This is a genomic window from Variovorax sp. PAMC 28711 (genome assembly GCF_001577265.1).
Taxonomy (GTDB): Bacteria; Pseudomonadota; Gammaproteobacteria; order Burkholderiales; family Burkholderiaceae_C; genus Variovorax.
In genome coordinates, this window is record NZ_CP014517.1 from 3,754,294 (window position 1) to 3,776,858 (window position 22,565).

Consider the following 22,565-nt stretch of genomic DNA (forward strand, 5'->3'; position numbering starts at 1 on the left):
TAGCCGACCGCTCCCGCAATTACAGGTCGCCGAGCAGCGCGACCTTCTGGGTATTGGTGGTTTCCGGCTTGGCAGGCGCCACCACCGGGATCGGCTGCGTGCGCAGGCCCGGCAACGCCGGCGTGATCGAAGGTGTGCGACCGCCAGCGACCTGGCGCAGGCGTTCATGCTCCGCCAGAACCTTGGCGGCATAGCCGCCGTCGTCTTCCAGATTGGCCGCGCCGACATAGAAGCGCAGGCCGCGCTCCACGGAACCGGCACGGGCGATGCATTCCTGCAGCACCTTGACGCCGACGCGCATGTTGGTCACCGGATCGAACGCCGTCAGCGTGCCCCCCGCGCTCTCGTACTTGTCGCCATGGATCCGCGTCATGACCTGCATCAGGCCTTGCGCGCCCACTTGGCTCTGCGCGAACGGATTGAAGCTGGATTCCACCGCCATGATCGCGAGGATCAGCGTCGGGTCGAGCTTGGTCCGCTTGCCGATGTCGTAGGCCTCGGCGACCAGCACGCTCAACGGTTCCGCCGCAACCCGGTACTTCTTGCTGAGCCAGTAAGCAACGGCGGCTTGCTGCTTGGGCAGGTCCAGCGGACTGGCCGCCGTGGTCCGCTCGATGGCGGTGGGCTCGAGGTCGGTCGCTTCCGGCGCGGGCTTGCGGGATTGGAGCCAGCCCATCAGCTGGTCTTCTCCGGTCTGACGCAGGTCGGGGCGCGCCACGAGTGCGAGGGCAGCAAACACGATCGCCAATCCGAGCAACGCAAAACCGTTGTGGGTGATTTCGAAAAAGCCGTCGGTGACATCGGACACGAAGGTCCGTAGCCCTTTGGCTGTGGCTTCCATAGCCAGTTTCATCGCTCTTCCTTTCGGTCCGGCGCCTGGAGCGTGCAACCCAATCAAGGGGTTGCCGTTCGAAGAGCGACGTCGTTGGATGGGTACGGATCGGGTCCGCGCGGAGGGGGAGTGAGCGCGGCAGCCTGATCAAGCCGAGAGACTCGGCAGCGGATTCTTCAGATTGAGAGAGGGGCCCGGGCGCTTGGCATCACAGGGCAACGCGGATTCTAGGAGCCGCTACATACACGGTCAAGAATAACAAATAGGGTTGATATTCTAATTTACATATAAATACAACTGCGCATTACTGCATAAATCGCCCCGCAATATTCGATTGCAAATCCGATTTGCAAAGCGCGAGCCGGAGGTCTAACCTGCAGATGCCTGTTGATTCAGGCATCTGCCCAGGTCCTGCAACCCACGGCGTCAAGCCCGGTGGTTCGGCGATCGAGGCCACTCTCGGTGGCAATCTTTTGCCACCCGTGCAAACGGAACGATTGAACTTCCGGTTGCGCGAAAAGATGGCATGGGTTTTCGACCCGCCATCGAGCCCGGTGACAAGACTTCGCGTCGCGTCACCGGGCTTTCTTGTTCATGGACCTGTCCGAAGGCTTTGCGGCACACTCCGTTTCAATGAACGCTGCTTCGATAAAACAGAACAAGTGGGTGCGACGTGGGATCGTCGCGGTGTTGGCCTTGCTGGTGATCTGGGCCGTAGCATGGCTGGCTGTCCCGCCGATTGCCAAGAGTCAGATCCAGAAGATCGCCAGCGAGAAACTGGGGCGACAGGTCACGGTCGGCAAGATCGACTTCAAGCCCTGGACGCTCGAACTCACGCTCAGCGATCTGCGCGTGGCCACGGCCGACGGCAAGCAATCGCAACTGGCCGTCTCGCGCATCTATGTCGATGCCGAACTCCAGTCGGCGTTGCGTCTTGCGCCGGTGATCGACGCGCTGACCATCGATGCCCCGACGGTCCAGCTCACGCACCTGGCCGATGGCAAGTACGACATCGACGACATCCTCGCGAAGCTGGCGAGTGCGCCTTCCGACCCGAAGAGCGATCCGGCGCGCTTCGCGGTCTACAACATCAAGATCAACGACGGCGCGGTCGACTTCGACGACCAGACAGTTCGCCGCAAGCACGAGTTGCGTGACTTCGTGTTGAACGTGCCTTTCCTGAGCAACCTCACGTCCCAGCGCGAAATCAAGACGGAGCCCAAGCTGGACTTCGTCCTCAACGGCAGCAAGTTCGATTCGACCGCCTTCAGTACGCCCTTCGCCGACAACCGCAAGACCGACGCGCAGATCCAGTTCACCGGGTTGGACCTCGCCCCTTACCTCGGCTACATCCCGGGCGGCTTGCCGGCCAAACTGCAGGCCGGCACGCTCGACGCCAACCTCAAGGTCGATTTCGAGCGCGCGCAGTCGGGCGGCCTCAAGATCAGCGGCACGATCGAGGCGCACAACACCAAAGTTGCCGATGCGCGGGGCCGCGACCTGCTCAGCTTCGATTCGCTCAAGCTCGCGCTGGCCGACGTTCGGCCGCTCGAGGGCGTCGTCCACCTGAGCGAGGTTGCGTTGGCGGGCCCGCAACTTGCCGTCGCGCGGGATGCCGAGGGCAAGCTCAATTTGCTGGCGACCGATCCCGGCACCGGCGCCACGGTGAAGGTGGCGGTTCCTGCGGCACCTGCGAGTGCCGCCGCGCAGAAAGAACCCGAAAAGAAGGCGGCGCTGCGCGTGCAGGTCGACAAGGTCGCGCTCGACGGCGGTCGCATCGGCTGGCGCGACGAAACCACCCGTCCGGCCGCTGCGGTCGACGTCAAGGATCTGAACGTCGACGTCAGCGGCGTGACCTGGCCGATGACCCAGCCGGCCCGGATCAGCGGCGCGACCACCATCGCCGGGGCATCGCTCAAGTTCAAGGGCGAGGCCACCGACAAGATCGCGAACGTGCAAACCGAAGTCGACGCGTTGCCGCTGTCGCTCGCCGCGCCGTACCTCGCCCGCAGCCTCGAGCCGACGCTCGACGGCAAGCTGAGCGGCCAGATCGACATCGCCTGGGCCAACCCCGACCTGAAATTCAAGGCGCGCAAGCTGTCGCTCGACGGCCTCGCGTTGACGCAGGCCAAGACGGCGCTCGCGAGCGTCGGCCGTTTCGAACTGACCGATGCCGACGTCGACATGACGAAGCACACGCTCGCGATCGCTTCGTTCACCGTGACGAATCCGAAAATGCGGATCGAGCGCGACAGCGAGAAGCGCTGGATGTTCGATCGCTGGCTGCGGGCGCCGGCAGGCGGCGATGCCAAGGTCGCCGCGCCCAAGCCCGCAGCTGCGGACGCGCCCGCCGCGCCGGCCGCCAACACGACGCCCTGGGCGCTGACGATCGGCACCTTCGCCGTCGACAACGGCGCGATCAGCTACGCCGACAAGGCCAGCGCGACCCCGGTGGCGGTGGAGATCACCGCGCTCAAGGTGAGCGCCCAGAAGATCGCGCCCGACACGGCCGGCGTGTCGCCGCTGCAGGTGTCCGGCCGCATCGGCGCCGGGCGCGCGGACGCGGGCCGCTTCGACTACAAGGGCAACGTCGTGCTCAAGCCGGTGTCGGCGGAAGGTCGGCTCGAAGTCGCATCGTTCCCGGCGCACGCGTTCAAGGCGTACTACGGCGACGTGCTCAACGTCGACATCCGTCGCGCCTTCGCAAGCTACCGCGGCACGGTGCGCTTCGCGCAGGCGACGGCCGGCATCAGCCTCAAGCTGGCCGGGGATACCGCGCTCGACGACTTCCGCGCCAACAGCGTGTCGCTGACCGAATCGCCGGGCTTCGACCGCAGCACCAACCAGTTGTTGAGCTGGAAAACGCTCAACCTGCGGGGGCTGCAAGTCGCCATGGCGCCGGGCGCGCCGCTCGGCGTGGACGTGCGCGAGACCACGCTCACCGACCTGTTCGCGCGCGTGATCGTCGACCCGACGGGCCGGCTGAACCTGCAGAACCTGACAAAAAAAGGCGAGCAGGAAGGCGCCGCCAAGGCACAAGCCACAACCGATGCCACGAGCCGCCGCAGCCTCGGCGGCACCACGACCACCACGGCGCCGGCGCCCGCCACTGCGGCATCCGCGCCCGTCGTTGCCGCAGCGCCTGCCGCCGAAGCCGGCCCGGCACCGGAGATCAACTTCGGTCCGATGAGCCTGGTCAACGCCAAGATCGACTTCACCGATCTGTTCGTGAAGCCGAACTATTCGGCCGACCTGAGCGAACTGACCGGCAAGCTCAGCGCGTTCTCGTCCAGGCCCGCGCCGGGCGCCGACGGCAAGGTCGCGCTGGCCGACCTCGAACTGCGCGGCAAGGCGCAGCAAACCGCGGCGCTGGAAATCACCGGCAAGCTGAATCCGCTGGTCAAGCCGCTGGAGCTCGACATCACCGCCAAGATGCGCGACCTCGACCTGGCGCCGCTCTCGCCGTATTCGGTGCGCTACGCGGGCCACGGCATCGAGCGCGGCAAGATGAGCATGGACGTCAATTACAAGATCGCCGCCGATGGCCAGCTCACGGCCGCCAACAAGCTGGTGCTCAACCAGCTGCAGTTCGGCGAGGAAGTGAAGGGCGCGCCCAACAGCCTGCCGGTGCGGCTCGCGGTGGCGCTGCTGTCCGACCGCAACGGCGTGATCGACGTCGACCTGCCATTGCGCGGGTCCCTCAACGACCCGCAGTTCAGCATTGGCCCGTTGATCTTCAAGGCCATCATCAACCTCATCGCCAAGGCCGCGACGGCGCCGTTCAGCCTGTTGACGGGCGGCCTCGGCGGCGGTTCCGGCGAGTCGAGCGCGATCGTTTTCGATGCCGGCAGCGCGACGCTCAGTGCGGGCGCCAAGGAAAGTCTCGACAAGGTGGCCAAGGCGCTGACCGATCGCCCCGCGTTGCAGATGACCGTGGTCGGCACCTCCAACCTCGAAAAAGAAAAGGACGCCTACCAACGCCAGCGGCTGCGCCAACTCACCCAGGCCGAAAAGCGCCGCATCGCGGCCCGCGCCGGCAAGGATGCCACCGACGTGGCGCCGGTGACCGACGCCGAATACCCCGAGCTGCTCACGGCGGTCTACAAGCGCGCCGACATCACCAAGCCACGCAACATGGTCGGCCTCGCGAAAGACCTGCCGCAAAAAGAGATGGAAGACCTGTTACTCACCAGCATTCCGGCCGATGAAGAGTCGATCCGGCAGCTCGCCGTGGAGCGCGGCGCCGTCGTGCGCGACTACCTTCTGGCGCAAAAGCTGCCGAGCGAACGACTGTTCCTCGGCGCGGTGCGCACCAACGCCAGCGGCACCGACTGGAAACCCGGCGCCGAGCTCAATCTGGCGACCCGCTGACGGGCGGGCCCCAAGTCGGTGAAAATGGAGCGGTGCGCCGGTCCGTACTTCCCAGTACCCCGGCGCCTTCGCATTTCCCTCAGACAAGACAACGTTCATCCGCGCAGTGACTTCAACTTCTTCCAAGCCCCACGACATTCAGGCCCTCGACACGCTGACCGGCGGCGCCTTCACCGCATCGACTTCCGGAGAGCGCGCAGGGCGCATCCGCGACTGGCTCGCCGGCAATCCCACGCCCGAGCTGATGCAGGAGGTGTTCAAGGAACTGAGCGGCCGCGACAAGGGCGCTGCGCGCCTGCTGCGCGAAAAGCTCGACGAAATCAAGCGCGCCAAGGGCCAGGAAGCCATCGGCGCCGAGTGGGCGCAGAAGGCCGAGGCGCTGCTGGCGCAAGGCAAGCTCAACATCGCCGACGCGCTCGCCTGGCAGCGCGACGCGGCCAAGGCCGGCGCACCGCTGTCGCGTGAGCCGCTCGCCGGTTTCAAGGGCCAGCTCGCCGAACGGGTGAAGGGCATCGAAGATCTGCAGCACCGTGCGCAGGTGCACCGCGAGGCGGCCGTGCTGCTGGCCCAGCGCTTCGAGGTGCTGTCGACCAAGGGCTGGCAGGACGCCCAGTCCGCCGAAGAATCTTTGCGTGGCGACGTCGCGCACTGGAAAGAGCAGGCCGACGCGATCGCCGCCGATGCCAACTGGAGCAGCCTCGACGCCAAGTTCGCGCCGCAGCTCGATGCGTCGAAGGCGCAGCTGCTGATCGTGTCGGATGCCTTCCACAGTGCACTCGTGCTGGCGCAAGCCGCCGCAGCCGACGCCGCGGCGCCGCTGCCGCCGGTGCCGGTGTGGGCCGACGAGCTCCGAGCTGCACGCGGTGAGGCCGTCGCGCCCAAGGCTGCGCCGGTCAAGACTGCGAAGCCGGCCGTCGATCCGTCGGTCCGCGCAGCCGCGCAGGACGCAGTGACGGCGGCGCTCGGCAAGCTCGAACAGGAAACCGCCGAAGGACACGGCAAGGCCAGCGCCGGTGCCGCAGCCGCGTTGCGCGCGGTGCTGAAGCAGCACGGCAAGCTGGTCGAGTCCGAACTCGAAGCCCGCGTGCACGCTGCGTTGATCGCCGCCGGTGAACTCGAAGGCTGGCAGCGCTGGAGCGCCGACAAGGTGCGCGAAGACCTCGTCGCCCGGGCCGAAGGCCTGCTCAAGCGTCCCGAAGGCCAGGCACTCGGTGGTCGCAAGATGCAGGAAACCCTGCGCACGCTGCGCGACCAGTGGAAGCAGGCCGACCAGGGCGGTGTGCCGAATCACGCACTCTGGAAGCGCTTTGACGAAGCGTGCAACGAAGCGCACAAGGTGGTCGAAGCCTGGCTCGACAAGGTGCGCGCCGACGCCGTCGAACATCGCGCGCACCGCATCGCGCTGATCGAGGAGGTGAAGGCCTGGGCCGCGGCCCATGCCGCCGGGTCCGACCTGAAGGCGCACAACCGCGCGCTGCACCAGTTCGCCGACCGCTGGCGCGATGCCGGTCATGTCGGCGAAAAGGTGTTTGCCGAACTGCAGCCGCTGTGGAACGATGCCTTCGGCGCCGCGCGCGAGCCCTTCGAATCCGCTCAGAAGACCAGCCTCGATCGCCGTCAGGCCATGATCTCCGAAGCGACCGAGCTCGGCGCGCAGCCCATGCTGCGCATCGACGCGGTCAAGGCGCTGCAACAGCGCTGGCAGGCCGAGGCGCAGAGCGTGCCGCTCGACCGCCGCCAGGAACAAAAGCTGTGGGACGCGTTCCGCGCGCCCATCGACGAAGCCTTCAACCGCAAGACCGCCGAGCGCGAAAAGGTTTCTGGCGCGATGAGCGAGCACGACCGCCATGTGCTCGACGCTTCCAAGGCACTCGACGCCGCCAACGCTGGCGGCGATGTGCAGAAGATCCGTGCCGCCATCGCGCGCCTCGAGGGTGCGATGCGAGGCGAGGCGCCACCGCCAGCGCCGGTTGCCGCACCGGTGTCGGCGCCGGCACCGACCACCGCGCCGGACGGTCCTTCCGAAGGCGCGACCGAAATCGTCGCGCCGGAGCAGGCTGCGAACGAGTTTGCGGAGAGCGCGCAGCCGAGCAGTGCCCCGGCCGAAGACGACAAGCGCGTCGAATCGACTGAACCCGAAATCGAAGGCGATGCGAAGGCGACCGCACCGCGCGACCTGATCGCGCCCGAAGGCAGCGCCGACGCCGGTGCGCTGGCGGACACGCCGGCCGACGAAGCGGCTGCTGCGGCGGCGCCCGCAGCGCCCCCCAAGCCGGCACCGAAGCCAGTGGTGGCCATGCGCGGCGACGACCGCCCTGGCAGCAAGAAGAACGACGCCGCCGCCGCAACGCGTGGCGGCGGCAAGTTCGGCGACCGCCGCGACAGCCGTTCCGGCCCCGGCGGACCTGGACGTCCGGGTGGCGACCGCGGCGGTGATCGTGGCGACCGCGGCGCACCGGGCGGGCGTTTCGGCGATCGTCCGCCACGTTTCGAAGACCGCGGCCCGCGTCTGGGCGACGCGGCTTTCCGTGCTCAACGCGAAGCCCTCGAACGTGCCGACTTCGCGCTGCGCAAGCTCGCGGCGCAGGCGCATGGCGAGGCGCTGTCGCAAGTGCTGGGCGCATGGGAAAAGCGCGATGCCTCGCAGCTGCCGAGCGTCCAGGAACTTGGCCGCGCGGTGACGCCGGCGGTGCGCACGGCCTGGTCGCAGTCGGTGGGGGCAACGCCGGCCAGTGGCAACGATGCCGCCGAGGCGCTGTTGCGCCTCGAAATGGCCGCCGAAGTGCCGACGCCTGCGGATCAACTCGATGCGCGCCGCGCGCTGCAGCTCAAGTTGCTCACCCGGCGTGGTGACCCCGCACCGGCACAGACCTGGGGTCAGGACGCCGGCAAGGTGCTCGCTGCGGCGCACGACGCTGCGTCGGCACGCCGCCTGCAGAACGCCCTGAAGGCGCTGCTACGCAAGTGACAGGCAGGGCGGGCTGTCAGGCCCGTTCTGGCTGGAAGAATTCGTCGAACAGCCGGCGCAACGCCGGAAACTCGGCGGCGAAACGTGGCCTGTTCACGAAGTAGGCCTCGCAGGCGACGGCGAAGAATTCGCTGATCGACTCGGCGCCGTAGGCGTCGAGCCACGGTGCGTCGCCCCCGAAACGCTCGGCCACGATGGTCTGCTCCCGAAAGGTCTCGTAGGCCGTCTGCAAGGTCGTGAGCCACATCGCCTGTGCCTCGCGGGCGCTCTGCATCCCGGCGAAGCCCGGTGGCAGCGGTGGGCAGCCGTCTGCCTGGCCGGCGCGCATGTCGATCTTGTGGGCGAACTCGTGAACGACGACGTTGTAGCCCGTGTCGTCTGTGATGCTGCTGGCCAGCACGTCCTGCCAGCTCAGCATGACCGGGCCACGCTCCATTGCTTCGCCCGCGACCACTTCTTGGTATTGATGGACCACGCCCGCCTCGTCGATGTGGGTGCGCTGCGCCACGACCTCGCAAGAGTGCACCACCACGCCGACGAAATCGTCGTACCAGGCCAGCCCGCCTTTCAGGTGCAGCACGGGCAGCACGGCCTGTGCCGCGATTGCCAACGCCACTTCGTCGGTGATGACGAAGCCGTGCGCGCCGTGGAATTCCTTGTCGCGCAAGAACTCGGCCGCCAGCGTGCGGAGCTGCGTGCGTTCCGGCGTGCTGAGCGCGGCCAGGAACGGGTAGCGGGCCAGCGTCGCCTGCCAACCCGCTTCGGGGATTTCGGGGAGGGCGCGCAGGTTGCGCAACCACTTGAACATCGTCGGCGGCGCGCGGCTAGCGCAGGTCGACGCGCTGCGCGCCGGCGGTCGAGAGGCACAGCACCTGCGCGCGCGGCGGGTGCGCCGCAGCGTCCCAGTCGCTCAAAACGATGCGTTGCAGGCCATCGCCCAGCTCGTGGTGGGCGGGCCGATGCGTGTGGCCGTGGATCAGCGTGTCGGCGTCGGCTTGCCGAAGCCACGCCCGCGCGGCCTCGTTGTCCACGTCTGCCCACACCATGCCGGGGGTGTGCTTGCGCGCCTCGCTCTGCTCGCGCATCGAACGGGCGAGGGCACGACGTTCCTCGAGCGGCCGCGCGAGGAAGGCGGCTTGCCATTCGGGTGTGCGCACCTGCGCGCGAAAGGCGAGATAGTCGGTGTCTTCGAGACAAAGAATGTCGCCGTGGCTCAGCAGCCAGCGGGTGCCATGCAGCACCAGCACGGTCGGGTCGTCGAGCAACCTGAAGCTGCTCTGCGCTGCGAGCGCCGGGCCGACCAGGAAGTCGCGGTTGCCGTGCATGAAAAACACTGGCAAGCGCTCGGCCGTGCTGCGCAGCAGTTCGGCGCACTCCGCTTCGAAGCCGGGTTGCGCCGCCGCGTCGTCGCCGATCCACACCTCGAACAGATCGCCGAGGATGAAGAGGGCATCGGCCGGCGTGGTCTCCAGATAACCTCGCCACGCGTCGAAGGTGGCGGGTTCGTGCGCCTGCAGGTGCAGGTCGGAGAGGAGGTCGACGGTGCGCCAGCTGGCGGGTGCGACCAGCTCGGCCATCACCGTCGCGTCATCGGTCATTCCACGGTGACGGTGGCCTTTTCGATCACCACGTCTTCGAGCGGCACGTCGTCATGAAAGCCCTTGCGGCCGGTTTTGACAGCCTTGATCTTGTCGACCACGTCGGTGCCGCCGGTGACCTTGCCGAAGACGGCGTAGCCCCAGCCTTGTGCCGACGGTGCGGTGTGGTTGAGGAAGGCGTTGTCGGAGATGTTGATGAAGAACTGCGCGGTGGCCGAGTGCGGTGCGCTGGTGCGTGCCATGGCCACGGTGTAGTTGTTGTTCTTCAGGCCGTTGTTGGCTTCGTTCTCGATTTCAGCGGCCGTCGGCTTTTGCGTCATGCCCGGCTCGAAGCCGCCGCCCTGGACCATGAAGCCGGGAATCACGCGGTGGAACACGGTGTTGTCGTAGTGACCTTTCTTGACGTAAGCCAGAAAGTTCTCGACCGACTTCGGCGCCTTGGCGCGATCGAGTTCGAGCGTGATCACGCCGTGGTTCTTGATGCTGAGTTCGACTTGGGGGTTGCTCATGAGGTGCTCCTTGTTGCTTCGGATGAGGCGGGTTACTTCGCCACCACGGTGGCGGACTGGATGGTGATGGTATCGACCGGCACGTCCTGCATGCCGCCCTTGACGGCGGTGCGCGCGGCGCGGATCTTGTCGACGACGTCGGTGCCCGCGACGACCTTGCCGAACACCGTATAGCCGTAGCCATCGGGGTTGGGCGCGTTGAGCATGTCGTTGTTCTTCACGTTGATGAAGAACTGCGAGGTGGCCGAGTTCGGGTTGCCGGTGCGCGCCATAGCCACGGTGTACTTGTCGTTCTTCAGGCCGTTGCCGGCCTCCAGCGCGATCGGCGCACGCGTCGGCCTTTGCTGCATGTCGGCCGTGAAGCCGCCGCCCTGGACCATGAAGTTGTCGATGACGCGGTGGAACACCGTGCCGTCGTAGTGCTTGTCCTTGACGTACTGCAGGAAGTTCTCGACGGTCTTCGGTGCCTTGGCGGGATCGAGTTCGAGCACGATGTCGCCGGCCGAGGTGGCGAGCTTCACGCGTGGTGCGCTTTGCGCCCAGACAGTAGCGCAGAGCGCGAACGATGCGACGAGCAGCACAGCGCTGCGGCGGGAGAAGGCGTGAATGTTCAAGAGCGACCTCGGTGGCAAAAGATGGAAGGGGCGCCGCACCTGCCGGGCGGCCAACGCGAAGTTACTTGGCGCGAACCGGCTTGCGCACCGTGACCGGCGCATCCGGCAGCGGCGCTTGCGCCGGCGCGGCGGCCGTGGGCGTACCGAAGAGCTGGCGAATCAGCGTGAGCTTCGGCGCGACGGTGGCGTTGGCCGATGCGAACTGCTGCGCGCGGGTGTATTGCTGCGCGGCGAGGCGCGCGTACACGTCACCCAGGTTTTCGTAAGCGGTCGCGTAGTTCGGGTTCAGGCGGATCGCCATTTCGAGCGCAGCGCGCGCCTTGTCGAACTGGCTCTGCGCGGCATACAGCGCGGCGAGGTTGTTGTAGGGCTCGGGCAGTTCGGGGAAGTCCTGCGTGAGCTGCGTGAAGGCCACCGTCGCATCGGCTTGCTTGCCTTGCTCGGTGAGGATCACGCCGCGCAGGAAGCGCATTTGCGGGTCGCGCGGCTTGCCGGCGATGTAGGCATCGGCCTTGGCCAGTGCCTCGGTGGACTTGCCCTGGCGCAGCAGCACGTTGACGTCGCTGTAGTCGTCGGCATGCACCGCACCGCTCAGCAGCGCCAGCAACAGGGCGGCGGGCAGGGCGGTGGCGAGAGAGAGTCGGGAGAACAGGGCGTGCTTCATGAAGCCTCGGAGAAAGCGAATGAACGCGAAAGGGGATGGACGCGGGCCTCGAAAAACACCCGGAAAGCAGGCGCGACGGCCGTTTATACTGGGGACGATTGTAGCCGAGGGGTCCTGTGAATCGCCTTGTCGCTGCACCCCATTGCCCCTGACAAACACCGTTCGCGCTCCCTGCCTTCTGGGCGCGAAGTGCCGCTTTCCGAGCCTTCATGAGTCTTCGCATCTACAACACGCTGTCGCGTGACCTGGAGGAGTTTTCTCCGCTGCAACCCGGCCAGGTCCGCATGTACGTGTGCGGCATGACGGTGTATGACCTTTGCCACATCGGCCATGCGCGAATGATGATGGCTTTCGATGTGGTGCAACGCTGGCTGCGTACGAGTGGCTACGCCGTCACCTACGTGCGCAACATCACCGACATCGACGACAAGATCATCGAGCGCGCGGTGAAGCGTGGCATCACGATCCGCGCACTGACCGAAGAGACGGTCGCCGCGATGCACGTGGACATCGGCGCGCTGGGCATCGAGCCTCCGACGATCGAACCTCGCGCGACCGACTACGTCCCGCAGATGCTCGAGCTGATTCACACGCTGGAGCAGAAGGGGCTCGCGTATCGCGCCGACGACGGCGACGTGAACTACGCGGTCCGCAAGTTTCCCGGCTACGGCAAGCTCTCGGGCAAATCGCTCGATGAGTTGCATGCCGGCGAGCGCGTCGCGGTGCTCGATGGCAAGGAAGACCCGCTCGATTTCGTGCTGTGGAAGGCCGCCAAGCCGGCCGAGCCTGCCGATGCCAAGTGGGAAAGTCATTTCGGCACCGGACGCCCCGGCTGGCACATCGAGTGCTCTGCGATGAGCTGCGCCACGCTCGGCGAAACCTTCGACATCCACGGTGGCGGTGCCGACCTGCAGTTCCCGCACCACGAGAACGAGATCGCGCAGAGCGAAGGCGCGCACGGCAAGCCGCTCGCGCGTTTCTGGGTGCACAACGGCTTCGTTCGCGTCGACAACGAGAAGATGTCCAAGAGCCTGGGCAACTTCTTCACCATCCGCGAAGTGCTCGCGAAATACGATGCCGAAAGTCTGCGTTTCTTCCTCGTGCGGACGCACTACCGCAGCGCGCTGAACTACAGCGACGTGCATCTGGACGACGCACGCAATTCGCTCAAGCGCCTGTACACGGCGCTCGGCAGCGTGACGCCGGCCGAGGGGGCGATCGACTGGACGCAACCGCATGCCGCGCGCTTCAAGGCGGCGATGGACGAGGACTTCGGCACGCCCGAAGCGATCGCCGTGCTGTTCGACCTGGCCGGCGAAATCAATCGCACGCGCTCGTCGGACCTGGCCGGCGTGTTGAAGGCGCTGGCCGCGACGCTGGGGCTGTTGCAAGGCGATCCCCAGGCCTTTCTGCAGGCGGGCAGTGTGATCGACGACGCGTCCATTCAGGTGTCGATCGCGGCACGCGCGGCCGCCAAGGCGGCCAAGAACTTCGCCGAAGCCGACCGCATTCGCCAGCAACTGCTCGACCACGGCATCGTGCTGAAAGACTCGCCCACGGGCACCACCTGGGCTTCGGCGCAGTGAACTGAGGACCCGCGTGCCTGCGACCAAAAAACCACCTGCCATCGAAATCTTCACGCCCGATTACTGGGAAGAGGCGTGCAAGCATCTGGCAAAGAAAGACCGCGTCATGAAGCGGCTCATCCCGCAGTTCGGCGATGTCCGGCTGGAGTCGCGCGGTGATGCGTTCACCACCCTGGCGCGCAGCATCGTGGGCCAGCAGATTTCGGTCAAGGCGGCGCAGACCGTGTGGGACCGGTTCGCGGCGCTGCCCCGCAAGATGGCGCCGACCAGCGTGCTGAAGCTGAAGGTCGACGACATGCGGGCGGCCGGGCTCTCAGCCCGCAAGATCGAATACCTGGTCGACCTCGCCATCCATTTCGATTCGGGCGCGGTGCACGTCGACGCCTGGAAAGACATGGCCGACGAGCTCATCATCGAAGAGCTCGTCGCCATTCGCGGCATCGGCCGCTGGACGGCCGAAATGTTCCTCATCTTCCATCTGATGCGGCCGAACGTGCTGCCGCTCGACGACGTCGGCCTGCTCAACGGCATCAGCGCCAGCTACTTCTCGGGCGACCCCGTGAGCCGCAGCGATGCGCGCGAGGTGGCGGTGGCCTGGGCTCCTTATTGCAGCGTGGCGACTTGGTATATTTGGCGATCGCTCGACCCGGTTCCGGTCGCGTATTGAAAACACAGGAGAAGACGTTGGCGAAACGAACCTTCCTCGACTTCGAACAGCCCATTGCGGAACTCGAAGGCAAGATCGAAGAACTGCGATATGTCCAGACCGAATCGGCGGTGGACATCTCGGAAGAAATCGATCAGCTCGGCAAGAAAAGCCAGCAACTCACCAAAGACATTTACAGCGACCTGACGCCCTGGCAGATCACCAAGATCGCCCGGCATCCGGAGCGCCCCTACACGCTCGACTACGTCCATGAAATCTTCACCGATTTCGTCGAACTGCACGGCGACCGGCATTTCTCGGACGACCTGTCGATCATCGGCGGCCTGGCGCGCTTCAATGGCGTGCCTTGCATGGTCATCGGCCATCAGAAAGGGCGCGACACCAAGGAGCGCACTGCCCGAAATTTCGGCATGAGCAAGCCCGAGGGCTATCGCAAGGCGTTGCGGCTCCTCAAGACCGCGGAGAAGTTCAAGCTGCCGGTGTTCACCTTCGTGGACACGCCGGGCGCTTACCCCGGGATCGACGCTGAAGAGCGCGGTCAGTCGGAGGCGATCGGCCGCAACATCTTCGAGATGGCGCAGCTCGAAGTGCCGATCATCGTGACGATCATCGGCGAGGGCGGCTCCGGCGGCGCGCTGGCGATTTCGGTCGGCGACCAGCTCGTGATGCTTCAGTACTCGATCTATTCGGTCATCAGCCCGGAAGGCTGCGCGTCGATTCTCTGGAAGACCAGCGAGAAGGCAAAGGAAGCGGCCGACGCGCTCGGGATCACCGCGCACCGCCTCAAGGCACTGGGTCTGGTCGACAAGATCGTGAACGAGCCGGTCGGTGGCGCGCACCGCGACCACAAGCAGATGGCCGCCTTCCTGAAGCGCGCGCTCAACGATGCGTTCCGGCAGGTCAGCGACCTGAAAGTGAAGGAACTGCTCGATCGTCGCTACGAACGGCTGCAAAGCTACGGCCGCTTCTCGGACACCAAAGCCGACAACGGCAAGTAGGCGAGCGACGGCGCCTCCCCATGGCGCATTTCATGCCCTTTGAGCAGGCCATCGCGGCCTTCGAGCCCGCCTTGCCGCTGGCGGTCGGATTCAGCGGAGGCGCCGATTCGACCGCGCTGCTCGTCGCATGCGCCGAGCGCTGGCCCGGCCAGGTTCGCGCTTTTCACGTGCATCACGGCCTGCAGGCCGCAGCAGATGATTTCGAGCGGCACTGCGTCGCGGTCTGTGAGCAGATCGGCGTGCCGCTGCAGAGCCGCCGCGTCGATGCAACGCATGCGCCCGGAGAAAGCCCCGAGTCCGCCGCCCGCGACGCGCGGTATGCATCGTTGCTGGCGATGGCCCGCATGGGGACGGTCCAACCGCCCGTGCAATCGATCGCCATCGGCCATCACGCGGACGACCAGGTCGAGACGCTGCTGCTCGCGTTGTCGCGCGGCGCGGGCCTCCCGGGCCTGTCGGCCATGCCGGCGCAAACGCTGCGCGGCGGGTTGATGTTGCATCGGCCCCTGCTGGCGGTCGACGCTGCCGACATTCGCCGCTGGCTGGCCGACCGTGCGCTGCCCTGGATCGACGACCCGAGCAACACCGACACCCGCTTCACACGCAACCGCATTCGCGCGGTGCTGCTGCCTGCGCTCGACCAGACCTTCGATCAGTTCCGTGCCACGCTCGCGCGCAGCGCCCGCCATGCCGCACAGGCGCAGGCGTTGCTCGACGAGTTCGCTGCGCTCGACCTTGCCCAGCTGGGCGAGCCACCGAGCCTCGTCGGGCTGCAAGCGCTTTCGAAGGCGCGTCAGGCGAACGTGTTGCGCCACTGGCTGCAGCGGGCGCATGGCGTGGCCCCCAGCACGGCGCAGCTCGACCAACTGCAAAGCCAGGTGGCGGCATGCACCACGCGCGGCCATCGCATCGCGCTCAAGGTGGCTGGCGGATTCGTCGAGCGACGAGGCAGCCATCTGCATTGGTACAATTCCGCGCCCTCACCGTAGGCTTCTCGCCCGTCGGTTGCAGGCGTGCCGCTTTTGAAAAGCGGCCCTCTTTTTTCCTCTGATTTCTCACCCATGGCATTGATCGTTCACAAATACGGCGGTACGTCGATGGGCTCGACCGAGCGCATCAAGAACGTCGCCAAGCGCGTCGCCAAGTGGGCGCGGGCCGGCCACCAGATGGTCGTCGTTCCAAGCGCCATGAGCGGCGAGACGAATCGCCTCCTCGGCCTTGCCAAGGAACTCGCCGCCGGTAAATCCACCGATGCGCACAACCGCGAGCTCGACATGCTGGCCTCGACGGGCGAACAGGCGTCGTCCGCGCTGCTCGCCATCGCGCTCCAGGCCGAAGGCATGGAAGCGGTGAGCTACGCCGGCTGGCAGGTCTCGGTGCGCACCGACAGCGCCTACACCAAGGCGCGCATCGAAAGCATCGACGACACGCGCGTTCGTGCTGATCTCGACGCCGGCAAGGTGGTGGTGATCACCGGCTTCCAGGGCGTGGACGACGAAGGCAACATCACGACGCTGGGGCGCGGCGGCAGCGACACCTCGGCCGTGGCGATCGCCGCCGCGATGAAGGCGCACGAGTGCCTGATCTACACCGACGTCGACGGTGTTTACACGACCGATCCGCGCGTCGAACCCGACGCACGGCGCCTCAAGACCGTGAGCTTCGAAGAGATGCTCGAAATGGCGAGCCTCGGCTCCAAGGTGCTGCAGATCCGCTCGGTCGAATTTGCCGGCAAGTACAAGGTTCCGTTGCGTGTGCTGTCGAGCTTCACGCCGTGGGACATCGACATCGTTCAAGAAGCCAAGTCCGGCACGCTGATCACTTTCGAGGAAGACGAAAAAATGGAACAAGCCGTCGTATCGGGCATCGCGTTCAACCGTGACGAGGCCAAGATCTCGGTGCTGGGCGTGCCCGACAAGCCGGGCATCGCGTATCACATCCTCGGTGCCATCGCCGATGCGAACATCGAGGTCGACGTGATCATCCAGAACCTGAGCAAGGACGGCAAGACCGACTTCAGCTTCACGGTGCACCGCAACGAATTCGCCAAGGCGATGGACCTGCTCAAGGCCAAGGTGCTGCCGACGCTCGGCGCCGCGGAGATCGTCGGCGACACCAAGATCTGCAAGGTCAGCATCGTCGGCATCGGCATGCGCAGCCATGTGGGCGTGGCGAGCAAGATGTTCCGGGTGCTGAGCGAAGAAGGCATCAACATCCAGATGATCTCGACCAGCGAAATCAAGACGTCGGTCGTGATCGACGAGAAGTACATGGAACTGTCGGTGCGCGCACTGCACAAAGCCTTCGATCTGGACCAACCGCCGGCTTGAAGCGCCACTTAAACTGGCATAATGCCGGCTGTCTTTCAGGAACTGTGACCGAGTGGCCGAAGGTGCTCCCCTGCTAAGGGAGTATGGGGTGTAGAGCCTCATCGAGGGTTCGAATCCCTCCGGTTCCGCCAATGCAAATCGTAAAAAAGCCGTTGTTTATCAACGGCTTTTTTCATTTCCGCCGCATCCACTGATACTTCCGACATGGCACAAGGCAAACGAGTTTCGGTCGACATTGACGACACCACGCTCCAGGCGATCAAGGCGATGGGTCTTGCTGCAAAGCAGGCACGCATCGGCGCTGGTGAGGGGCAGGCCGTCGCGGCGGGCCGGCTCGGCGTGCATGTCCAGACCATCGCGCGCGTCGAATCCGGTGAGCCGGGCGTGGCGGTGGGCCATGTGCTCGGTCTGCTGGCGCTGTACGGACTGCGTGCGGCGTGGGTCTCGGCAGAATCTTGAGGGATCGCTACTTGCCATCCAGAGTCCATCGCGCCGCACTGTCGGTGTCGGCCGCCGCGCTCGGCGGCATCGCTGCCTACTGGGCGCTGCTCGCAACCCGCCAAGGCGACATCCTCTTCGACGCGCGCAAGCTGCCGGTCGTGCACTTGTCGGCCGAGTTTTCCACCTACTCCCACCCGGTCCCCGGCGGGATGGTGCGCGGCTACGTCTATCACCCGCAAGGCGAAGCGTCGTTGCGGGACCTGTTCATCTACTTCGCGGGCCGCGGCGAGGATGTGCGTGCCACCGCCAAGGCATTGCACTGGCTGCCGCAAGGCTTCGGCTTTGCGGCGGTCAACTACCGCGGCGTGGCGGACTCGGAGGGCCATCCGTCGGAGATTGCCTCGGTGGCGGATGCCGCGCAGTTCGCCAATCATTTGCGCCGTGCTTTTCCGCAGGCGCGGCTGCATGTCGTCGGTCGGAGCCTGGGCTCTGGCGTGGCGATCCAGCTCGTGGCGCAGCAGGCCTTCGCGAGCCTGCAGCTGATCACGCCGTACGACTCGATGCTGGAGGTGGCGAAGAAGCGCTTTCCGCTGGTGCCGCTGTCGCTGCTGCTGCGGCATCAGTTCAATTCGCTCGCGCACTGCGTCGGCGTCGCCGCCAGGACGCAGGTGCTGCTGGCCGAACAGGACGATGTGGTGTTGCCGGCACGCTCTGCGCGCCTAATTGAGGCCTGGCCGACGCCCGTATCGGTGCAGACGATCGCCGGTTCCGATCACCACAGCATCATCGATCTCGAAGTGACCTGGCTTCACCTCGTGGACTTCGCACTGACCAGCGTGCTGGCAGCGCCCGAGGCTGCGTAGCGTCACCGCGGTCAGCTCTGAAAGTGCGGCCCCGGTCCTTCGTTGACCAGCGTGTCCGCCGGGTTGCGCAGCGGGCAGGCCTTGAGCGACAGGCAGCCGCAACCGATGCAACCGTCCAGTTGGTCGCGCAGTTGCGTGAGCGCCTGGATGCGCGCATTCAGTTCCTGCTTCCATTCGCGCGAGAGGCGGCGCCAATCGGCCGCATTGGGCGTACGGGCTTCAGGCAACGACTGCAAGGCCTGCGCGATCGACGCCAGCGGCACGCCGGTGCGTTGGGCCACCTTGATGACCGCGACGCGCCGTAGCACCGAGCGCGGGTAGCGCCGCTGGTTGCCGTCGCTGCGCAGCGAGTGGATCAACCCCCTGGCTTCGTAGAAGTGCAGTGCCGACACCGCTAGACCGCTGCGCCGGGCGACTTCGCCGACGCTGAGCACGGCGGGTGTCTCTTCGATGGTCGTGATGGCCGGTAGCGTGCGTGGCATGGGACCTTCAAAAAGTGCTTGACCTCAAGTTTAGTTGAGGTTGAATACTTCGCGGCATGAACCTGCTCACCTTTGTCAATCCGCCGGGCCTTTACGACCCGCAGCCCAACGGTTACTCGCACGTGGTCGTCGCGCACGCACCTGCAACCCTGATCTACGTGGCGGGCCAGGGCGGCGAGGACGCCGATGGCGTCCTGCCGCCCGGTTTTGAACGGCAGGTCGATCAGGCGCTGCGCAATCTCCAGACGGCACTTTCGGCGGCCGGTGCGCGCGGGACCGATGTGGTCAGGCTGGTCGTGCTCATCGTCGACCACAGCGAGGCTCGGCTCGCCGTTCTGAGCCGGGCCCTGCGCGCGGCTTGGCCACCAGGCCGCGAACCGGCCTGCACGCTCATCCCGGTGCCGCGGCTTGCGCTCGACGGCATGCTGTTCGAAATCGAGGCCACCGCAGTCGTGCCGACGGGGGCGCCGCGTTGAGCACCGCCGCGCCCGCGCACCTGCGCACGCCGGTGCTGCTGCTGATGGCGGTCGCCGCCGGGTTGTGCGCCGGCAGCAACTACTTCAACCAGCCGTTGCTGCACTCCATCGCGCTCGGGCTGCACATCAGCGATGCGGCAGCGGCATCGACGGTCACGCTGGCGCAGGTGGCTTATGCCTGCGGCCTGTTGCTGCTCGTGCCGCTCGGGGACAAGCTCGAGCGGCGCGGACTGGCAGTCGGGCTGATGCTGCTGGCCGCGGTGGGGCTGCTGGTGAGCGGCTTCGCATCCGGGCTGGCCATGCTGGTCGTGGGTACCACGATGACCGGCCTGTTCTCGGTCGCGGCGCAGACGCTGGTGCCACTGGCCGCGACGCTGGCCGACCCGCGCCGAAGCGGTCGCGCGGTCGGCTTGATGATGAGCGGGCTGCTCACCGGCATTCTGGCGGCGCGCAGCGTGGCCGGCCTGCTGTCGGCGGCGGGTGGCTGGCACACGGTGTACCGCGTTGCCGGCATCGCGATGGTGGTCGTCGCCGCGATGCTCTGGCGCGTCTTGCCCTCGTCACGCAACCCGGCGCCGCAGAGCTATGCACGCACCTTGCGCTCGCTCGTCACGCTGTTGCGCGCGCATCCGCGTCTGCGCAGCCGCTCGCTGATCGGTGCGCTGAGCTTCGCGTCCGTGAGCGTGCTGTTCTCGACGATGGCGCTCATGCTGTCGGGACCGGGCCACACGATGACCGACGTGCAGATCGGCATGGTGGGACTCGTCGGCGTGGCCGGCGCATTGATGGCCAGCGTCGCGGGCCGGCTCGCCGACCGCGGCTGGGGCCAGGCGACGACGGCGGTCTCGGTGCTGCTCATGGCGGCGGGCTGGTTCTTTCTGTGGCGCGGCATCGACAGTCTCGGCTGGTTCCTGCTGGGCATGCTGATCATCGACATCGGTCTGCCCGGTGTGCACATCAGCAACCAGAACGTGATCTACAAACTGGCACCCGAGGCCCGCTCGCGCATCAATGCGGTCTACATGACGAGCTACTTCGCCGGCGCCGCTTCCGGCTCGGCGCTGGGTGCGTTGGCATGGCGTCTCGGTGGCTGGACGGCCGCCTGTGCGCTGGGCGCGGCGCTGGCGGCCGCTGCGGGTTGCGCGCTCTGGCGCGATCAGCGGCTCGTGCGGCCCGGCGCCTGACTACACGGGCGTCGGGATGCGGCGGCGCTTCTTGATCACCACAGTCGTTTGCGTCGGCGCCACCGGCGCGGCCACGACGCCGCGGAAGCCGTCACGCGACGCGCCGGTGACGCGATCCAGGGCATGTTCGACACGGCTGGTGTTGAGTTCGCGCACAACGTCGCCGTTCAGCTGGACATAGCCGCCGCTTTGTGTCTGGGCCAGGGCGCCGATCTGCATGCCGTCCTGCACGGTGCCAAGCAGGCGGTAGTCCGCGTGGGGCTGCGCGAACATCTGCCACTCGTTGCCGAGACGCAGTTTCAGAGGTTGTCGGGCCATGGATCTCGTGGTTTGGGAAACAATTTAAAAATATGCGCAATGCTCGCCGGGCCCCAAGTGTATTCACGTGGGGCGTGCGGCGCACTCGGGAGGCCGTCCTACCGGGGCATGCTCTGTATGCGCGCGCGGCTTTTGTTGGTTCTTCGCTACCTTTTGACAATGAAAAATGCCCGCTGCCGCCACCCGCTCCTCAGTTTCATCGTTGTCGCCCTCGGTGCCATCAGCGCGCCGGTATGGGCCGTCGATAGCGCCTCCAATGCCCCCGCAGCGATGCGTCTGGCCAGCGACGAGCGCGCTTTCATGAAAGAGGCGGCCGAGTCAGGCCTCTATGAAGTGGAGGCGGCGAAGCTCGCGGCCACCCGCGCCCAATTGCCCGAGGTGAAGAAGTACGCCGGGATGACGCTCACCGACCACACCGCAGCCAACCGGCAATTGCAGGCGCTCGCCAAGTCGAAGTCGTTCGACGGATTGCCCGCCAAAATGTCTGACAAACAGGAGGCTTTCGTCGCATCGCTCAGCGGCCAGTCGGGTGTCGCTTTCGATGCGGCCTACATCCGGCAGGCCGGCATCGAAGACCACAAAGCAGCGGTCAAGGCGTACGCAACGGCGGCGCGCTCTTCGCGTGACAAGGACTTGAAGATGTGGGCGGCGAAGACACTGCCGGTGCTCGAGCGTCATCTGGCCGCTGCTGAAGCCATCCGTCTTCCGTGATCGCCGCCGCTCAGTGACGTTGGGGCCATGGCCGAATCGAAAATAGCCATTTACGGCGCGATCGGCGCCAACGTCGCGATTGCGGTCACCAAGTTCATCGTGGCAGGCGTGACGGGCAGCTCAGCGATGCTGTCCGAGGGCATCCACTCGGCGGTCGACACGTTCAACGGCATCCTGTTGCTGGTGGGGCTCAAGCTGAGCAAGCGCCCGGCCACAGAAGAACATCCGTTCGGCCACGGTAAAGAGCTTTACTTCTGGAGCCTCATCGTCGCGGTGCTGATCTTTGGACTCGGCGGCGGCATCTCGCTGTACGAAGGCGTGCAGCACATCCGAGACCCGGAGCCCATGAAAGACCCGACCTGGAACTACATCGTGCTCGGCGCTGCCGCGTTGTTCGAAGGCACCAGTTTCGCCATCGCGCTGCGTCAGTTCCATTTGGAGTCCAAGGGGCGGCCGTTCTGGAAATCGCTGCACCGCAGCAAGAACCCGACGACCTACACCGTGCTGGCAGAAGATTCGGCCGCGCTGGTGGGGTTGGCGATCGCGGGGCTCGGCATTTTTGCCAGTCACCAGCTCGACATGCCCGTGCTCGACGGCGTGGCTTCGGTGCTCATCGGCATCTTGCTGGCCGGCGTGGCGGTCGTGCTCATCAGCGAATCGCGTGGGCTCTTGATCGGCGAGGGCGTCCAGCCTGAAACGGCGCGTGAGATCCGGCGCCTTGCCTTGGCGCAACCCGGCGTGAGCGAGGTGGGCCACGTGCTGTCGATGTACATCGGTGCCGACGATGTGTTTGTGACGCTCGATCTGGATTTCGACGCCGGCACGTCGACCGAATCAGCGGCTGCTGCGATGGCCGCGCTTCGGCGCGACATCCAGACGCGCTATCCGATGATCAAGCGTCTCTTCATCGAGACGGGTGCGCCGCCGGACTCCGAGGCGCAGACCGGGTAAGA

General features: G+C 66.1%; 21 protein-coding genes and 1 tRNA gene. 14 read left to right on the top strand and 8 right to left on the bottom strand.

The window, feature by feature from the left end:
• Positions 1-19: 19 nt before the first annotated feature.
• Complete coding sequence (locus AX767_RS18090) at positions 20-853, bottom strand: lytic transglycosylase domain-containing protein (protein ID WP_156481078.1); 834 nt, start codon at positions 851-853, stop codon at positions 20-22.
• A gap of 612 nt (positions 854-1,465) precedes the next feature.
• On the opposite strand from AX767_RS18090, the gene AX767_RS18095 reads away from it, so the two are divergent.
• Together AX767_RS18095 and AX767_RS18100 are read left to right on the top strand one after the other, a co-directional pair.
• The gene (locus tag AX767_RS18095; protein ID WP_068632591.1) at positions 1,466-5,203 is read left to right on the top strand and encodes a DUF748 domain-containing protein; all 3,738 of its coding nucleotides are present in this window, start codon (positions 1,466-1,468) and stop codon (positions 5,201-5,203) included.
• Between the two features lie 106 nt (positions 5,204-5,309).
• On the top strand, positions 5,310-8,171 hold the full coding sequence (locus AX767_RS18100) for a DUF349 domain-containing protein (RefSeq protein ID WP_068632592.1): 2,862 nt from the start codon (positions 5,310-5,312) through the stop codon (positions 8,169-8,171).
• A 16-nt stretch (positions 8,172-8,187) separates the two neighbouring features.
• Here AX767_RS18100 and AX767_RS18105 read toward each other — a convergent pair whose 3' ends face one another.
• The 5 genes from AX767_RS18105 to AX767_RS18125 form a co-directional block, all read right to left on the bottom strand.
• Positions 8,188-8,979, bottom strand: coding sequence for a zinc-dependent peptidase (locus AX767_RS18105; protein WP_068632593.1), 792 nt, complete (start codon positions 8,977-8,979; stop codon positions 8,188-8,190).
• Positions 8,980-8,995: 16 nt separating this feature from the next.
• Positions 8,996-9,769, bottom strand: coding sequence for a UDP-2,3-diacylglucosamine diphosphatase (locus AX767_RS18110; RefSeq protein WP_068632594.1), 774 nt, complete (start codon positions 9,767-9,769; stop codon positions 8,996-8,998).
• Positions 9,766-10,278 (bottom strand): peptidylprolyl isomerase, encoded by a 513-nt coding sequence (locus tag AX767_RS18115; protein ID WP_068632595.1) that lies wholly within the window; start codon positions 10,276-10,278, stop codon positions 9,766-9,768. Before AX767_RS18115 ends, AX767_RS18110 begins: the two co-directional genes overlap by 4 nt.
• A gap of 32 nt (positions 10,279-10,310) precedes the next feature.
• On the bottom strand, positions 10,311-10,892 hold the full coding sequence (locus tag AX767_RS18120; protein ID WP_156481079.1) for a peptidylprolyl isomerase: 582 nt from the start codon (positions 10,890-10,892) through the stop codon (positions 10,311-10,313).
• Between the two features lie 61 nt (positions 10,893-10,953).
• Positions 10,954-11,556, bottom strand: a complete 603-nt coding sequence (locus AX767_RS18125) for a tetratricopeptide repeat protein (RefSeq protein WP_068632596.1) — start codon at positions 11,554-11,556, stop codon at positions 10,954-10,956.
• Between the two features lie 209 nt (positions 11,557-11,765).
• Here AX767_RS18125 and cysS point away from each other — a divergent pair, with 209 nt between their 5' ends.
• The 8 genes from cysS (at position 11,766) to AX767_RS18165 (ending at position 18,441) form a co-directional block, all read left to right on the top strand.
• Positions 11,766-13,142 (top strand): cysteine--tRNA ligase, encoded by a 1,377-nt coding sequence (gene cysS, locus AX767_RS18130; RefSeq protein ID WP_068632597.1) that lies wholly within the window; start codon positions 11,766-11,768, stop codon positions 13,140-13,142.
• Between the two features lie 13 nt (positions 13,143-13,155).
• On the top strand, positions 13,156-13,809 hold the full coding sequence (locus AX767_RS18135) for a DNA-3-methyladenine glycosylase family protein (protein ID WP_068632598.1): 654 nt from the start codon (positions 13,156-13,158) through the stop codon (positions 13,807-13,809).
• 17 nt (positions 13,810-13,826) lie between these two features.
• The gene (locus AX767_RS18140) at positions 13,827-14,807 is read left to right on the top strand and encodes an acetyl-CoA carboxylase carboxyltransferase subunit alpha (protein WP_068633862.1); all 981 of its coding nucleotides are present in this window, start codon (positions 13,827-13,829) and stop codon (positions 14,805-14,807) included.
• 20 nt (positions 14,808-14,827) lie between these two features.
• Entirely contained in the window at positions 14,828-15,796 is a 969-nt protein-coding gene (gene tilS / locus AX767_RS18145; RefSeq protein ID WP_082755069.1) for a tRNA lysidine(34) synthetase TilS, read from the top strand.
• A 72-nt stretch (positions 15,797-15,868) separates the two neighbouring features.
• Positions 15,869-17,137, top strand: a complete 1,269-nt coding sequence (locus tag AX767_RS18150; RefSeq protein WP_068632599.1) for an aspartate kinase — start codon at positions 15,869-15,871, stop codon at positions 17,135-17,137.
• Between the two features lie 38 nt (positions 17,138-17,175).
• Positions 17,176-17,268: transfer RNA gene (locus AX767_RS18155), tRNA-Ser, on the top strand.
• Positions 17,269-17,341: 73 nt separating this feature from the next.
• Positions 17,342-17,596: a helix-turn-helix domain-containing protein gene (locus AX767_RS18160; protein ID WP_068632600.1), complete on the top strand. Its 255-nt coding sequence runs from the start codon at positions 17,342-17,344 to the stop codon at positions 17,594-17,596.
• A gap of 11 nt (positions 17,597-17,607) precedes the next feature.
• Positions 17,608-18,441, top strand: a complete 834-nt coding sequence (locus tag AX767_RS18165; protein ID WP_068632601.1) for an alpha/beta hydrolase — start codon at positions 17,608-17,610, stop codon at positions 18,439-18,441.
• Positions 18,442-18,452: 11 nt separating this feature from the next.
• Here the strand turns inward: AX767_RS18165 and soxR are convergent, their stop codons facing one another.
• A complete protein-coding gene (soxR, locus tag AX767_RS18170) occupies positions 18,453-18,923 on the bottom strand; it encodes a redox-sensitive transcriptional activator SoxR (RefSeq protein WP_068632602.1) in 471 nt (156 codons plus the stop codon).
• Between the two features lie 56 nt (positions 18,924-18,979).
• Between soxR and AX767_RS18175 the strand changes: the two genes are divergently transcribed.
• Together AX767_RS18175 and AX767_RS18180 are read left to right on the top strand one after the other, a co-directional pair.
• Positions 18,980-19,399 (top strand): RidA family protein, encoded by a 420-nt coding sequence (locus AX767_RS18175; RefSeq protein WP_068632603.1) that lies wholly within the window; start codon positions 18,980-18,982, stop codon positions 19,397-19,399.
• Between the two features lie 44 nt (positions 19,400-19,443).
• Positions 19,444-20,583: an MFS transporter gene (locus AX767_RS18180; RefSeq protein ID WP_082755165.1), complete on the top strand. Its 1,140-nt coding sequence runs from the start codon at positions 19,444-19,446 to the stop codon at positions 20,581-20,583.
• On the opposite strand, the gene AX767_RS21620 is transcribed toward AX767_RS18180, so the two are convergent.
• A complete protein-coding gene (locus AX767_RS21620; protein WP_068632605.1) occupies positions 20,584-20,901 on the bottom strand; it encodes a hypothetical protein in 318 nt (105 codons plus the stop codon).
• Positions 20,902-21,018: 117 nt separating this feature from the next.
• Here AX767_RS21620 and AX767_RS21100 point away from each other — a divergent pair, with 117 nt between their 5' ends.
• On the top strand, positions 21,019-21,612 hold the full coding sequence (locus tag AX767_RS21100) for a DUF4142 domain-containing protein (protein ID WP_168164838.1): 594 nt from the start codon (positions 21,019-21,021) through the stop codon (positions 21,610-21,612).
• A gap of 27 nt (positions 21,613-21,639) precedes the next feature.
• Entirely contained in the window at positions 21,640-22,563 is a 924-nt protein-coding gene (locus AX767_RS18195) for a cation diffusion facilitator family transporter (protein WP_068632607.1), read from the top strand.
• The last annotated feature ends 2 nt before the right edge of the window (positions 22,564-22,565 follow it).

Coding starts and splice junctions, on each gene's coding strand:
- cysS (WP_068632597.1), top strand. CDS start 11,766: ATGAGTCTTCGCATCTACAACACGCTGTCGCGTGACCTGGAGGAGTTT.
- AX767_RS18105 (WP_068632593.1), bottom strand. CDS start 8,979: ATGTTCAAGTGGTTGCGCAACCTGCGCGCCCTCCCCGAAATCCCCGAA.
- AX767_RS18180 (WP_082755165.1), top strand. CDS start 19,444: ATGGCGGTCGCCGCCGGGTTGTGCGCCGGCAGCAACTACTTCAACCAG.
- AX767_RS18160 (WP_068632600.1), top strand. CDS start 17,342: ATGGCACAAGGCAAACGAGTTTCGGTCGACATTGACGACACCACGCTC.
- AX767_RS21620 (WP_068632605.1), bottom strand. CDS start 20,901: ATGGCCCGACAACCTCTGAAACTGCGTCTCGGCAACGAGTGGCAGATG.
- AX767_RS18125 (WP_068632596.1), bottom strand. CDS start 11,556: ATGAAGCACGCCCTGTTCTCCCGACTCTCTCTCGCCACCGCCCTGCCC.
- AX767_RS21100 (WP_168164838.1), top strand. CDS start 21,019: ATGCGCGCGCGGCTTTTGTTGGTTCTTCGCTACCTTTTGACAATGAAA.
- AX767_RS18115 (WP_068632595.1), bottom strand. CDS start 10,278: ATGAGCAACCCCCAAGTCGAACTCAGCATCAAGAACCACGGCGTGATC.
- AX767_RS18195 (WP_068632607.1), top strand. CDS start 21,640: ATGGCCGAATCGAAAATAGCCATTTACGGCGCGATCGGCGCCAACGTC.
- AX767_RS18150 (WP_068632599.1), top strand. CDS start 15,869: ATGGCATTGATCGTTCACAAATACGGCGGTACGTCGATGGGCTCGACC.
- AX767_RS18175 (WP_068632603.1), top strand. CDS start 18,980: ATGAACCTGCTCACCTTTGTCAATCCGCCGGGCCTTTACGACCCGCAG.
- AX767_RS18095 (WP_068632591.1), top strand. CDS start 1,466: ATGAACGCTGCTTCGATAAAACAGAACAAGTGGGTGCGACGTGGGATC.
- soxR (WP_068632602.1), bottom strand. CDS start 18,923: ATGCCACGCACGCTACCGGCCATCACGACCATCGAAGAGACACCCGCC.
- AX767_RS18090 (WP_156481078.1), bottom strand. CDS start 853: ATGAAACTGGCTATGGAAGCCACAGCCAAAGGGCTACGGACCTTCGTG.
- tilS (WP_082755069.1), top strand. CDS start 14,828: ATGGCGCATTTCATGCCCTTTGAGCAGGCCATCGCGGCCTTCGAGCCC.
- AX767_RS18110 (WP_068632594.1), bottom strand. CDS start 9,769: ATGACCGATGACGCGACGGTGATGGCCGAGCTGGTCGCACCCGCCAGC.